Source organism: Rhizobium sp. RU33A, assembly GCF_900156055.1.
Taxonomy (GTDB): domain Bacteria; phylum Pseudomonadota; class Alphaproteobacteria; order Rhizobiales; family Rhizobiaceae; genus Allorhizobium.
Genome location: NZ_FTMQ01000001.1, coordinates 701,059 through 714,911 on the forward strand (window position 1 = coordinate 701,059; position 13,853 = coordinate 714,911).

11 protein-coding genes are annotated in these 13,853 nt (G+C 60.9%); 6 read left to right on the plus strand and 5 right to left on the minus strand.

The window, feature by feature from the left end; genetic code table 11:
- Positions 1 to 110: 110 nt before the first annotated feature.
- Both BW978_RS03430 and aceA read right to left on the minus strand, forming a co-directional pair.
- The gene (locus tag BW978_RS03430; protein ID WP_054150807.1) at positions 111 to 359 is read right to left on the minus strand and encodes an SMc00767 family acetate metabolism repressor; all 249 of its coding nucleotides are present in this window, start codon (positions 357 to 359) and stop codon (positions 111 to 113) included.
- A 100-nt stretch (positions 360 to 459) separates the two neighbouring features.
- Positions 460 to 1,749 (minus strand): isocitrate lyase, encoded by a 1,290-nt coding sequence (gene aceA, locus BW978_RS03435; RefSeq protein WP_076392208.1) that lies wholly within the window; start codon positions 1,747 to 1,749, stop codon positions 460 to 462.
- A 239-nt stretch (positions 1,750 to 1,988) separates the two neighbouring features.
- Between aceA and BW978_RS03440 the strand changes: the two genes are divergently transcribed.
- From BW978_RS03440 to BW978_RS03460, 5 genes are all read left to right on the plus strand, one after another.
- Positions 1,989 to 3,416: a helix-turn-helix domain-containing protein gene (locus BW978_RS03440; RefSeq protein WP_076392210.1), complete on the plus strand. Its 1,428-nt coding sequence runs from the start codon at positions 1,989 to 1,991 to the stop codon at positions 3,414 to 3,416.
- A gap of 137 nt (positions 3,417 to 3,553) precedes the next feature.
- The gene (locus BW978_RS03445) at positions 3,554 to 4,654 is read left to right on the plus strand and encodes a polyamine ABC transporter substrate-binding protein (protein ID WP_076392212.1); all 1,101 of its coding nucleotides are present in this window, start codon (positions 3,554 to 3,556) and stop codon (positions 4,652 to 4,654) included.
- Between the two features lie 85 nt (positions 4,655 to 4,739).
- Positions 4,740 to 5,894, plus strand: a complete 1,155-nt coding sequence (locus tag BW978_RS03450; RefSeq protein ID WP_076392214.1) for an ABC transporter ATP-binding protein — start codon at positions 4,740 to 4,742, stop codon at positions 5,892 to 5,894.
- Positions 5,895 to 5,904: 10 nt separating this feature from the next.
- Complete coding sequence (locus tag BW978_RS03455) at positions 5,905 to 6,810, plus strand: ABC transporter permease subunit (protein WP_076392216.1); 906 nt, start codon at positions 5,905 to 5,907, stop codon at positions 6,808 to 6,810.
- Between the two features lie 10 nt (positions 6,811 to 6,820).
- Entirely contained in the window at positions 6,821 to 7,642 is an 822-nt protein-coding gene (locus BW978_RS03460) for an ABC transporter permease (RefSeq protein WP_076392217.1), read from the plus strand.
- Between the two features lie 19 nt (positions 7,643 to 7,661).
- Here BW978_RS03460 and BW978_RS03465 read toward each other — a convergent pair whose 3' ends face one another.
- Positions 7,662 to 7,904, minus strand: coding sequence for a DUF6460 domain-containing protein (locus BW978_RS03465; protein WP_244551876.1), 243 nt, complete (start codon positions 7,902 to 7,904; stop codon positions 7,662 to 7,664).
- An 84-nt stretch (positions 7,905 to 7,988) separates the two neighbouring features.
- Positions 7,989 to 9,800, minus strand: a complete 1,812-nt coding sequence (locus BW978_RS03470; RefSeq protein ID WP_076392221.1) for an AsmA family protein — start codon at positions 9,798 to 9,800, stop codon at positions 7,989 to 7,991.
- Between the two features lie 225 nt (positions 9,801 to 10,025).
- Between BW978_RS03470 and BW978_RS03475 the strand changes: the two genes are divergently transcribed.
- Positions 10,026 to 11,978, plus strand: coding sequence for an acetoacetate--CoA ligase (locus tag BW978_RS03475; protein WP_076392223.1), 1,953 nt, complete (start codon positions 10,026 to 10,028; stop codon positions 11,976 to 11,978).
- Positions 11,979 to 12,228: 250 nt separating this feature from the next.
- Here the strand turns inward: BW978_RS03475 and BW978_RS03480 are convergent, their stop codons facing one another.
- Complete coding sequence (locus BW978_RS03480; protein WP_076392225.1) at positions 12,229 to 13,851, minus strand: ABC transporter permease; 1,623 nt, start codon at positions 13,849 to 13,851, stop codon at positions 12,229 to 12,231.
- Positions 13,852 to 13,853 lie beyond the last annotated feature (2 nt).

Consider the following 13,853-nt stretch of genomic DNA (forward strand, 5'->3'; position numbering starts at 1 on the left):
AAAAACCCGCACGACGACCGGCACTCCTCCTCAGAGGCGATCATCGTGCGGGAACCGATCCGGAGGTCAGGTGCCGGACGGGGGATAGTGACGGCGGATAGTGATGTGGCTCAGGCGGCCTGGTGATTGCCCTGGGTCACGATGACAGGGATCAAGAGATCACCCCAGTTGCCGTCGCCACCGTGATGGCGGGCGGAGCGGACGAGCTCGACCGAGACGCCGGCATCGACTGCCTTCATGATCGAATGGTTGAGACGGTGCAGGTCATTGGCCAGCATGCGGATCATCGCCTGCTGATCGGTGCTCATGGCCGAGGACTGTTCTTCGGCGCGTTCCTTGACTCGGGTCTGGGGTGTCATGGCATTTCTCCTCTTGGTGTTGGGGGTTCTTGAATGGTGGATCTCGTCTTCCTCTCCCCGCTTGCGGGGAGAGGGTAGGGTGAGAGGCAGTCGCCCAGGTTTATTCGGCAGCCGGCTTGAACTGCTCGGTTTCGGTCGATTCCTTCATCGCGGTCGTCGAGGACTGGCCGGCGGTGATGGCAAGCGAAACGGCGTCGAAGTAACCGGTGCCGACTTCGCGCTGGTGCTTGGTCGCGGTGTAACCGTTGACCTCGGCTGCGAATTCCGCCTCCTGCAGCTCCGAATAGGCCGCCATCTGGCGATCCTTGTAGCCGCGCGCCAGTTCGAACATGCCGTAGTTCAGCTGGTGGAAGCCGGCGAGCGTGATGAACTGGAACTTGTAGCCCATCGCACCCAGTTCGCGCTGGAACTTGGCAATCGTCGCGTCGTCGAGGTGCTTCTTCCAGTTGAAGGAAGGCGAGCAGTTGTAGGCGAGCTTCTTGCCCGGATGGACCTTGTGCACGGCTTCGGCGAACTTGCGGGCCTGTTCGAGATCCGGCTTGCCGGTCTCCATCCAGATCATGTCGCAGTAAGGAGCGTAGGCGATTGCACGGGCGATGCAGGGCTCGATGCCATTCTTGACCTGGTAGAAGCCTTCCGCAGTACGCCCGGCATCATAATCGACGAAGGGCTGGTCGCGCTCGTCGATGTCAGAGGTCAGAAGCTTTGCGGCTTCGGCATCAGTACGGGCAACGATCAGCGTTGGGACACCCATGATGTCGGCAGCCAGACGGGCAGCCGTGAGGTTGCGGATATGGGCGGCCGTCGGGATCAGAACCTTGCCGCCGAGATGGCCGCACTTCTTTTCAGACGCCAGCTGATCCTCGAAATGCACGCCTGCAGCACCGGCTTCGATGAAGGCCTTCATGATTTCGAAGGCGTTGAGCGGTCCGCCGAAACCGGCTTCAGCGTCTGCAACGATCGGGGCGAACCAGGTGTCGACCGAAAGGCCCTTGCCTTCCTGGGTTTCGATCTGGTCGGCGCGCTGAAGCGTGCGGTTGATGCGCTTGGCCAATTCCGGTGCGGCATTGGCCGGATAGAGTGACTGGTCCGGATACATGGCCGAAGCCGTGTTGGCGTCTGCGGCAACCTGCCAGCCGGAGAGGTAGATGGCCTTGAGGCCGGCGCGGACCATCTGCATGGCCTGGTTGCCCGAGAGCGCGCCGAGCGCGTTGACGAAAGACTCTTCGTTGATCAGCTGCCACAGGCGGTTGGCGCCCATTTCGGCGAGCGTATACTTGATCTCGACCGAGCCGCGCAGGCGCTTGACGTCTGCTGCAGTATAGGGACGATCAATGCCGTCATAGCGGCCCTTGGGGGCATTCGGAACGAGATTGTAAAATTCAGTCATGATGTGTCTCCCTGTCACTGCTAGGCGCTGACCAAGTAAAGTTTTTCGGGTTGGCTCGGCCGCTTCTGATGTGACTAGATTTACATCGCACTGCAAAATGGAGCCAGAAAATTCGATAAAACAACGACATGAAAGAGGTTAGGCTGTCTTGCCTTTGACAGAGCTTGCGTGTAAATTTGTAAAATTAGTCACAGTCGATCCGGCGTCGAGCACGGCAAATCTTGTAAAGGAGCTGTAAATTGGCGGAGCGCAAGATTTTCGCAGGCCCCCGCGTCCGCCGCATCAGGAACGGCCTTGGCCTCACCCAGACGGCCATGGCCGAGGCACTGGACATCTCGCCGTCCTATCTCAACCTGATCGAGCGCAACCAGCGCCCCCTCACGGTCCAGCTGCTCTTGAAACTGGCCTCCGTTTACAAGGTTGATCTGGACGAGCTGCAGGGTGAGGCCGGTGGATCAACGAGCCAGCTGCGCGAGGTCTTCGCCGACCCCCTGCTGTCGGGCGAACTGCCCGGCGATCAGGAGCTGATCGAAGTGGCAGAAGCCGCCCCCAACGCCGCAAGCGGCATCGTCAAGCTCTACCGGGCTTACCGCGAGCAGGCGGCTCGGCTCTCCGATCTCGCCGATCTCCTCGCCCGCGAGGGGCACGAAACCTCTCTGTCAGGCGCGCGTCTGCCGATCGATGAAGTCCGAGAAGTCTTCGAACGCCGGCCCAACTATTTCGCGCGCCTTGATGAAGCCGCCGAGACCTTCCATGCGGGCCTGAGCCTCGCGCCCGGTGATGATCTCGCCGTCGCGCTGAAAGCTTGGCTGCGCTCCACCCATGGCATCGTGGTTCGCGCCTTGCCGGTGCAGACCATGCCGTCGCTGCGCCGCCGATACGACCGCCATTCAATGCGTCTGTTCCTTTCCGAGCGCTTATCGCCCTTCGATCAGTCGCGCGAAGTGGCGATGGAGGTGGTGCTTCTGGCGCTGAGCGACCTTGTCCAGGCAGAGCTCGATGCGCTGGAGCTGTCCTCCGGTGAAGCGCGCCGCATCGCCCGTTTCGAGCTGGCGCGATACACGGCGCATGCACTGATGATGCCTTATGGCGCCTTCCTTTCGGCCGCGATCCGTGCCCGCTACGACATCGATGTGCTGCGTGCACGTTTCAATGTCTCCTTCGAGCAGGCCGCCAACCGCCTGACCATGCTGCAGCGTCCGGGTGCGACCGGTGTTTCCTTCTTCATGATGGAGATCGACAATGCCGGAAACCGCTTCCGCCGCGCCGGTGCGACAGGTTTTCCGCAGGCAAAGTTCGGCGGCGGCTGCCCCAAGCTCAATGTCCACGCCGCCTTCGCCCAGCCGGGACAGGTCCTCGTCGAGCAGGTGGAAATGCCGGATGGCAGCGGATTCGTGACGATCTCGCGCACCCTCGAAGGTCCGCAGGCCGGTTTCGGCGAGCGTATCAGGCGCACGGCACTCCTGGTCGGCTGCGATGCAGCAAGCCGCGAGGAGGTGGCCTATGCCGCCGCCTTGCCCGATCGATCGCAGCCGGCAATCGCGATCGGGCCCGCATGTCGGCTGTGTGAAAGATCTGGCTGTCTGGCGCGCGCCGAGCCGCCGCTCACCCGTCCGCTTGGTCTCGACGAGATGGTCACGGGCCTTTCGGCGTTCGATTTCCAATGAAGCGGATACACCCGATAAAGCATTCGCGACTGCGAAGAATTTCGCTTGTCGCCTGCCCAATTCCTTTCTAGTCTCTTAAAAAATAACGGGAATGGCAAAGGGGGCTCTCCGCTCCCAAGGCTGGAACAGGAGAAAAAATGAAGGCTCATTTCATCCGTACGGCGTCAGTGGCTCTGGCGACGATCTTCATCGCATCGGCTGTCCAGGCGCAGGAACGCGTCGTCAACGTCTACAACTGGTCGGATTATATCGACGAGTCCGTCCTTGCTGACTTCACCAAGGAAACCGGCATCAAGGTTGTCTACGACGTATTTGATTCCAACGAACTGCTCGAAACCAAGCTGCTGGCTGGCGGCTCGGGCTATGACGTTGTCGTGCCGACGGCACCCTTCCTGGCGCGCCAGATCCAGGCCGGCGTCTTCCAGAAGCTCGACAAATCCAAGCTCACCAATCTGCCAAACCTCTGGCCGATGGTGTCCGAGCGCCTCGCGAAATACGACCCCGGCAACGAATATGCCGTCAATTACATGTGGGGCACGACCGGCATCGGTTACAACGTCGCCAAGGTCAAGGAAGCACTGGGTGCCGATTTCACCGTCGATAGCTGGGATGCGATCTTCAAGCCTGAAAATGCCGAGAAGCTGAAGTCCTGCGGCATCAACATCCTTGACGCTTCGGACGAGACCTTCGCGATCGCGATGAACTATATCGGCAAGGACCCAGACAGCAAAGAATCCGCTGATCTGGAAGCCGGTGGCGAAGTCTACATGAAGATCCGCCCCTCGGTCCGCACCTTCAATTCCTCCGCCTACATCGACGATCTCGCAAACGGTGACGTCTGCATGACGATCGGCTGGTCCGGGGATATCCTGCAGGCCAAGGCACGAGCCGAGGAGGCCAATAACGGTGTCGAGATCAACTACGTGATCCCGAAGGAAGGGACCTATATGTGGTTCGACAACATGGCGATCCCCGCGGATGCCAAAAACGTTGCCGAAGCGCATGAGTTCATCAACTTCCTGATGCGTCCTGATGTGATCGCCAAGGCCTCCAACTACGTCCAGTATGCCAACGGCAACCTGGCGTCGAAGGAGATGCTCGACCCCGAGGTCAAGGACAATCCGGCCGTTTATCCGCCGGAAGATGTCATGGCCAAGCTCTTCACCATTTCCCCTTATGGCCCGCGCGAACAACGCGTGTTGAACCGGGTCTGGACAACGATCAAGACCGGCAACTGATCAAACACTGAAATCGCCGGGCGCCACAAACGCCCGGCGAATTGCTTTAGGTGTAGGGGCAACAATAAGAACGGCTGGGTTGGTAATGGCGAAGACACTGGGGCCTGTTAAGCGTAAATTCTCTCCTTGGACCGATCCGGATGCCGTTCCATTCATCCGCTTCGAAAACGTCACGAAGCGTTTCGGCGATTTCGTGGCTGTCGATAATCTGAGCCTCGACATCTACGAGCGCGAATTCTTCTCGCTGCTCGGCCCCTCGGGCTGCGGAAAGACCACGCTGATGCGCATGCTGGCCGGCTTCGAGGAGCCGACCTCCGGTCGCATCCTCCTGCAGGGGCAGGATCTGTCGGGCGTGCCGCCCTACAAGCGTCCGACCAACATGATGTTCCAGTCCTACGCGCTCTTCCCGCATATGTCGGTGGAAAAGAACATCGCCTTTGGTCTTGAACAGGATAACCTGCCGAGGGCGGAGATCGACGCGCGCGTCCAGGAAATGCTGAAGCTGGTCAAGCTCGATCAGTTCGCCAAGCGCAAGCCCAACCAGCTCTCCGGTGGCCAGCGCCAGCGCGTGGCGCTCGCCCGTTCGCTCGCCAAGCGTCCCAAGGTGCTGCTGCTCGACGAGCCGCTCGGGGCCCTGGATCGCAAGCTGCGCGAAGAAACCCAGTTCGAACTGATGGACATTCAGACCAAGCTCGGCCTGACCTTCCTGATCGTCACCCATGACCAGGAAGAGGCGATGACCGTCTCGGATCGCATCGCGGTCATGGACAAGGGTATCCTCGTCCAGGTGGCGACGCCGGCTGAGATCTATGAGGCGCCCAATTCGCGCTACGTTGCCGACTTCATCGGTGACATCAACATCCTCGAGGCCAAGCTTGAATCCAAGGAACGCCAAGGGTCCGAAGACCTTGTCCGCATCGATAGCGAAGGCGTGAAAATTACCGTCGAGCAGGCTTGCGAGGCGAACAAGGGAGACGCGGTCGCCTTTGCCATCCGACCCGAGAAGGTGCGCATCTCCAGCACCCAGCCAGAAGGCGCGGTGGCAAATGCCCTGTATGGCGAGGTCTGGGACATCGGCTATCTCGGCGACTTCTCGGTCTTCATCGTCCGTCTCGACGACGGCCGCATGTTCCGCGCCGCCCAGGCCAACGTCTCGCGGCTTGTCGATCGTCCGATCACCTTCGGCGACATGGTCTGGTTGTCCTGGTCGGCCGATGCCGGCCTTGTTTTGACACGCTGAGGGGGCAAGAATGGCCGATACCGTCGCCCCCTCGAAGCCCGGATCAGCCAAATGGCTGGTCGTCATCATTCCCTATCTGTGGATGGTGCTCTTCTTCCTGACGCCATTCCTGATCATCGTGAAGATCTCGCTGTCCGACACGGCGATCGCCATGCCGCCCTACACGCCGGTATTGGAAGGTTTCGCAGCGATCGGCGATTTCATAAGCCAGCTCGATTTCGAGAATTACATCTTCCTCACGGAAGACTCTCTCTATTTCAACGCCTATGTCTCGTCGCTGCGCATTGCGCTGATTTCGACCTTCCTTCTGCTGCTGATCGGCTATCCCATGGCATTGGCCATGGCACGCGCCTCGGTCACCATCCGGCCGACGCTTGTGATGCTGGTCATCCTGCCCTTCTGGACCTCGTTCCTGATCCGCGTCTATGCCTGGATCGGCATCCTGAAGCCGGAAGGGCTGCTGACCGTGCTCTTGCAATCGCTCGGCCTGATGGACGAAGGCAGCCAGGTGCAGATCTTCCGCACAGAGATCGCTGTCTTCATCGGCATCGTCTATTCCTACCTGCCCTTCATGGTCCTGCCGCTCTATGCTGCACTGGAGAAGATGGACGGTACGCTGCTCGAAGCCGCGAGCGATCTCGGTTGCCCGCCCTGGAAGGCCTTCTGGAAGATCACCTTCCCGCTGTCGATACCGGGTGTCATCGCCGGCTCGATGATCTGCTTCATCCCGATCACAGGCGAATTCGTCATCCCCGATCTGCTTGGTGGCGCCGACACGCTGATGATCGGCAAGACGCTGTGGACCGAATTCTTCGGCAATCGCGACTGGCCGCTCGCCTCAGCCGTGGCCGTCCTGCTGCTCCTCATTCTGGTCGTGCCCATCGCCATCTTCCAGAACCAGCAGCAGAAATTGTGAGGGCGGACCGATGAGACCTGGAAAATTCGACGCGACCGTTCTCACACTCAGTTTTGCCTTTCTCTACATCCCGATCCTGATCCTGGTGATCTACTCCTTCAACGAGTCGAAACTGGTGACGGTCTGGGGCGGCTTCTCGCTCAAATGGTATGGCGAGATGTGGCGCAATGCCGGCTTGATGAGCGCGGCCTGGGTGACACTGCAGGTCGGTCTTCTCAGCGCGACACTCGGCACGATCCTTGGCACGCTGGCCGCCCTCACACTCGTTCGCTATACACGCTTCAAGGGGCGGCTGCTGTTCTCCGGCATGGTCTATGCACCGCTCGTCATGCCTGAGGTGATCACCGGCCTGTCGCTGCTCTTGCTCTTCGTCGCCATCGGCATCGATCGCGGTCTGATGACCGTCGTCATCGCCCACACGACCTTCACCATGTGCTACGTGGCGATCGTCGTGCAGTCGCGCCTGCTGACCTTCGATACGAGCCTCGAGGAAGCCGCGCAGGATCTCGGCTGCCCGCCGGTCAAGACCTTCTTCAAGGTCACCCTGCCGCTGATCCTGCCCGCCGTCATCTCCGGCTGGATGCTCGCCTTCACGCTCTCGCTGGACGATCTCGTCATCGCAAGCTTCACCACCGGTCCAGGTGCCACAACGCTGCCGATCAAGATCTACTCGCAGGTTCGCCTCGGCGTAACACCCGAGATCAATGCCATCTGCACGGTCCTCATTGGCATCGTCACGATCGGTGTTATCATCGCCTCGATCGGGACAAAACAGCGCGAGCTTCAGCGGCAGCGTGACGAACATGTCGCCGCGCGGGGCACACTGGCCTGAGCCTGCGGAACAGGATGTGTCAGCCCCGCGGCGGCATCAGGATATAGGTGACCAGCCAGATCGGCAGGATTACCACGGCCCCTATCACCATGCGCGGTGCCGCCCAGGCGAAGGCTGAGACCATGCCATTGTGCAGTTTCTCGGCCGTCACCCCGAGGAAGTCCATGACCGATCTGGGCGTGATGCCGAAGATGGACAACAGGCTGCCGGCCAGCAGCGATGCCAGAGCCAGTTTCAGAAAACCCGACAGCACTGTTTGCACTAGCCGTCCCCCCCAACCTGTGATTCGTCCATTCTAGTATTTGAGTTTTCGAATGGAACAGTCAGGCAGCGGCGCTTCGGACCTTTATTGCCCTGGGGCGGGCCGAGCGGGGATAGGCGAAATGACGGGATCGCTCCAGGCGCCACCAATGAAGAAGCTGAGCGGAGGTCGGGCCTGGTCGTCGTTGCTGGGAATTGAAAGCGCGCCTGTCAGCGCCAGTGCCTGGCGGCTGTAGGGAATGATGCCTGCAAGGTCGAGCTTTTCTTGCTCGCCGATGATTTCAGCCCGTTCGACTTCCGCCGACCCATCGGAAAAACTGACGACGATGTCCAGCGTGCGGTAATCGAAGCCGTCGTTTCCTGTGGCGCTCAGCTGGAAGTAAGCCCGGTCGGCCGCAAGCCGCCGCAAGCCATCTGCGCTGAAGCCGGCAACCTGCCCGTTGTCCGAGGCAATCGTCAGCTTGCCGGACATGGCCTCTACGTTCTGCTGCCATCCGGTCCCGACAAGTTTCGCATTGAAGCCGACTGATCCGGTCCCCTTGAGTGACGGGCCCCCGTCGAGTGAGAGGCGCGACATCAGATCTCCGAGATCGACGCGGGTCATCGTGACCGCGACGTCGGCGCCTTTGTCGAAACCTTCTCCCGTGCCGCTCAGTCGGGCGGCAATCGTCCCGCCGAGGAAGCGCGTGTCGGCGATTACAAGGTTCAGCGCGTCACCCCGACCGATGAGGCTTGCCCCGAGGTCACTCATGGGAAAGCCGCCGAAAGCGGCCGTGGCTGCGGAAAGGCGCAGGTCGATGTCGAGCCAACGGGTGAGGCCGGGCAGGCGAACATTCGCCCGGTCACCGACATTGATGGACAGGGCCTGAAGCATATCGTCCAGTTGAAGATGGTCGATGGCAAGCGTGCTGCTCAGGAGGGGGCGCTCGCCGGGACGATTTTTGAGCGCCAGGATGCCGTCACCGCGGCTATCGTTGATCTCGAAGTCGAGATCCTCGAAGCGCCATTCGTCCTCGGCATTCGTCACCCGCGCCTGGATGGCGGCGGTTCGCCAGCGTTCGGTTCCGGCAAGGCGAAGGCCGAGGGCCGCAGCCGTTTTGGGAACATCGGAGATGCGAATGTTGATATCGGTGTTTTCGGCGCTCGCCTGACGCAGGCTAACGGTTCCGCGAACTTCTGCGCTCAAATCCGCAATCGAGGCGGATGCATCAACCCGGCTCGCCGCTCCGCCGATCAGGACCAACGGCGTCGGCGTCTGGAGTTTGACCGAAACCGGAGTGTCGCCCAGCCGAAAACGTCCCTGGCCGGACAGGGGCGCTGCAAGACCTGGCCAATCGATGTTCGCATTGACGCCGCTTGCAACGAAAGACGCGCCGCTGGCGACATCGGTCAGCGTGACCTCGCCATCGATGATTTCGACCGATCCGATTTCCGCATCGTCGGCGGCACCGTTTGTCTGAGCGCCGGGCGTGGCGGCCACTGCGGCGCGGACCGCATCGCTCAAGACGCCTTGATCGCTCCAGTCGAGCCCGCCATCGACACCGCGCCAGACCTGGATCCGCGGGCGCTCCAGGCGAAACGCGCTGAAGTCGGGCCGGCCGGCAAGCGCGGAGATCAGGCCGAACCGCGCAGACAGTCGGTCGACCTCCCCAAGCGTCTCCAGTTCGCCATTGGAAATGCGCGTCACTTTGATGCCGGTCAACGTGATTTCGGGCTGCGGCCAGAAGCCGATATCGGCAACGTCGTCGATCGTGACTTCGTGTCCGACCCAGGCCGCAATCGACGAGGCGATGGCAGATCGCACCACGGAACTCGACACGAGATAAGGGGCGCTGAGCCGCAGGACGACCGATACGGCTAAGATGACAGCGGCAATCAGCAAGGCGAGCTTGAGCATGCCCCTCCGCCGGCCATGCGGCCAGCGGGAGGAGGGGCGTGAAGGATGATCGCCACGTCCTGGATTTCGCATGCCCTGATGAAGGTCCTGAGGTTTCGTGAACTTCTGCGCGGATATAGGAAATTGCCCTCTGGTGCAAATGTCAGACCATATTCCAAGCCGCACGCGTCTGTATATTGCATTGCCGCATGCTATAGAAAGACCATGCGCTTGAGGAGGATCAGCATGACCGGACAAAAAGCCCTTTGGACACCGTCTGAAGATTTCAAGGCGAAACAGCCGCTTACCCTGTTCATGCAGTGGTGCAGCGAGAGCCTTGGCCGGAGCTTTGCGGATTATGATGATTTTCATCGCTGGTCGATCGACGACCGCGCTGCGTTCTGGTCTGCAGTCTGGGATTATTGTGGCGTCCTCGGCGACAAAGGCGATGTGGCGCTGTCTGACGGCGATGAAATGCTGAAGGCGCGCTTCTTCCCCGAAGCGCGACTGAATTTCGCCGAGAACCTGCTCGCCCATGCAGGCGAGGGCGATGCGCTGATCTTTCGGGGCGAGAACAAGGTCGCGGATCGGTGGTCCTGGTCTCGACTGACTGCGACGGTATCCCGCCTGCAGCAGGCGCTTTCCGCCATGGGCATCGGTGAAGGTGACCGTGTGGCGGCCATGATGCCGAACATGCCGGAGACGGTCGCCCTGATGCTGGCTGTCACCTCACTCGGTGCAATCTGGTCCTCCTGCTCCCCCGACTTCGGTGATCAGGGCGTGCTCGATCGTTTCGGCCAGATCGAGCCGAAGCTCTTCGTCGCCTGTGACGGCTATTGGTATAACGGCAAGCGCCAGGACGTCTCCGACAAGATCGTCGCCGTGGCCGCCAAGCTCGATGTGCCGGTGCTCGTCGTTCCCTATGCAGGAGATACGGCGGCGCTGATCGAGCGCTTGCCAGATGGCCGTAGCTTCGAACAGTTCATTACCGATTTCTCGGTCAAGGACATCGAATATCGCCGTCTGCCGTTCTCCCATCCCATCTACATCCTCTTCTCTTCCGGCACGACCGGCGTGCCGAAATGCATCGTCCATTCGGCCGGCGGCACGCTGTTGCAGCATCTGAAGGAGCATCGTTTCCATTGCGGGCTTGAGGCTGGAGAGCGGCTTTTCTACTTCACTACCTGCGGCTGGATGATGTGGAACTGGCTCGTCTCTGGTCTCGCCTGTGGCGCCACCCTCTGCCTCTACGATGGCTCGCCCTTCTATCCCGACGGCAATGTCTTGTTCGACTACGCCGCGACCGAGAAATTCGTGATCTTCGGCACATCGGCCAAATACATCGATGCCGTCCGCAAGGGCGGCCTCGTGCCGAAGACCTCCCATGATCTGTCGAGCCTGAGGTTGATGACCTCGACCGGTTCGCCGCTCTCGCCGGAAGGTTTCTCCTTCGTCTATGAGGGCATCAAGGACGACATCCAGCTTGCCTCCATTTCCGGCGGTACCGACATCGTGTCCTGTTTCGTGCTCGGCAATCCGCTGAAGCCCGTCTGGCGTGGCGAAATCCAGGGGCCTGGCCTAGGGCTTGCGGTTGAGGTCTGGGATGACGACGGCAAACCGATCCGCGGCGAGAAGGGCGAACTGATCTGTGCCAAGGCCTTCCCGTCCATGCCGGTGATGTTCTGGAACGATCCCGATGGCGCCAAGTATCGTGCCGCCTATTTCGAACGCTTCGACAACACCTGGTGCCATGGCGACTTTGCCGAATGGACCGAGCATGACGGGATTGTCATCCATGGTCGTTCGGACGCGACCCTGAATCCCGGCGGTGTCCGGATCGGGACGGCCGAGATCTACAACCAGGTTGAAAAGCTCGACGAAGTGGTCGAGGCGATCTGCATCGGTCAGGACTGGGATGACGATGTCCGCGTCATCCTATTCGTGCGCCTTGCGCCGGGCCTGTCTCTGACCGAAGAGCTCGACAAGAAGATCAAGACGCAGATCCGCACCGGCGCCTCGCCGCGTCACGTCCCGGCCAAGATCATTCAGGTGGACGATATTCCCCGCACCAAGTCCGGCAAGATCGTCGAGCTTGCCGTGCGCGAGGTGGTGCACGGACGCCCGGTCAAGAACCAGGAAGCGCTCGCCAATCCGGAAGCGCTCGCCCTGTTCGCCGATCTGCAGCAACTGCGCTCCTGACGAAAAAGTGTCCCGAAACACAGCAATATCAGGGCAATACCTCAAATGTTGGGTAGCTGGTGGCGCTGACGGGTAAGGATCTCTTAACTGGCATTCGGCAAGACTGAGGGCAACTTGGAGATGCGCGATCAGACCCAGTGAGGCCGCAAGATGGGCCTCCGAGAAAAAGTCGATCGCTCGAGTACTCCGGTTCGACAGCATTGACTCAAGGGCGGCTTCGGCCGCCCTTTTTTTGTTGTGCGAAGCTGGTTCAACGCCTCTCGTCGAGCGATCGGGAAACCAGGATCACCGGGATCAGGCCGGCAGCAATGATGATGATTGCCGCCACCGAGGCATCCTGTGCCATGCCCCGCGAGGCATCTTCATAGACCAGCGTGGCCAGCGTATTGAAGTTGAATGGTCGCAGCAGGATGGTGGCCGAGAGTTCTTTCAGCGTCTCGATGAAGACGAGCAGAGCCGCCGTCAGAACGGCAGGACGCAGGTTGGGAAGCAGCACCTGGCGCAATGTCTGCAGGCCAGAGCGGCCAAGTGTCCGAGCCGCCATGTCTAGATGCGGGGATAGCTTCTGGAAGCCGGCATCAATCGTGCCTTCCGCCATGGTCAGGAAGCGGACGGTATAGGCATAGACGATGGCAAAACCGGTGCCCGACAGAAGAAGGCCGGTCGAAATGCCCAGGTTGGCACGCAGCCAACCGTCCAGAGCATTGTCGAAGCTCGCAAGTGGGATCAGGACGCCGATGCCCAGCACCGTGCCGGGAATGCCATAGCCGAGCGCGGCGAGCCGTCCGGCGCCCTTCGCCAGGCGCGAACGGTCTGTCCGCGCCGCATAGGAAAGCACGAAGGCCAGGAACACCGTGATTAGGGCAGCGGCGGAAGACACGAGCGTCGAGTTCCAGAGGGCATCAAGCAGGCGCGGCTCCAGGAAGTCTTCGAGACGACGCAGCGCGAAGCCGCCCAGCACGAAGACGGGCACGGCGAAACCGACAAGGATCGGGAGAAGGCAGAAGACCACAGCGAGCCATGCTTTCGGGCCCTTCAACCGTAGCCGGATGGCATCGGGAACGATCGCCGTCGTCTTGTGGCTGCTGAAACGTTGTTGTCGGCGGGCCGCCCGCTCCACGATCAGCAGACCGGCAACGATCACCAGCATCACGCAGGCGATCTGCGCTGCACCCGCCAGACTGCCGCGATTAAGCCAGGTATCGTAGACGGAGAAGGTCAGCGTCTGCACGCCGAGATACTCCACTGCCCCGATGTCGTTCAGCGTCTCCATCATCACAAGTGTCAGGCCGATCATGATCGCCGGGCGGGCCATCGGCACCTGGATGCGGGCAAAGACCCTGAATGGGCTGGAACCGAGTGTGCGGGCGACATCGGCTGCCGCGCGTCCCTGCATCAGGAACATCGATCGGCAGGCCAGGTAGACGTAAGGGTAGAGCACTGCCGACATGACCAGCACGGCGCCCGACAGCGATTTCACATCGAAGAAACTGTATTCGCGCGACGACGTGAAGCCGAAGATTGCCCTGTAGGTCGTCTGCACCGGTCCCGTGAAATCGAGAAACTCCCCGAAGGCATAGGCAGCCAGATAGGAGGGAATGGCGAGCGGCAGAACAAGGGCAGGAGAGAGGAGGCGCCGCAGCGGAAAATCGCATGCCGTGACCAGCCATGCCGTGCCGACCCCGACGACTGCCGTCACGAGGCCGGTGAAGAGCAGCAGCCAGAAGGTCCTGATGCCGGCGCGCGGGATGACATTCGTCATCATGTGCTGCCAGTTGTCGGGCTCCGCCGAGAAGCCAATGACGAAGATCGCAACGATCGGCATGAAAACGACCGCCCCCGCAACGAGGGCTGCAAAGGTCGCCGAGCCCATGC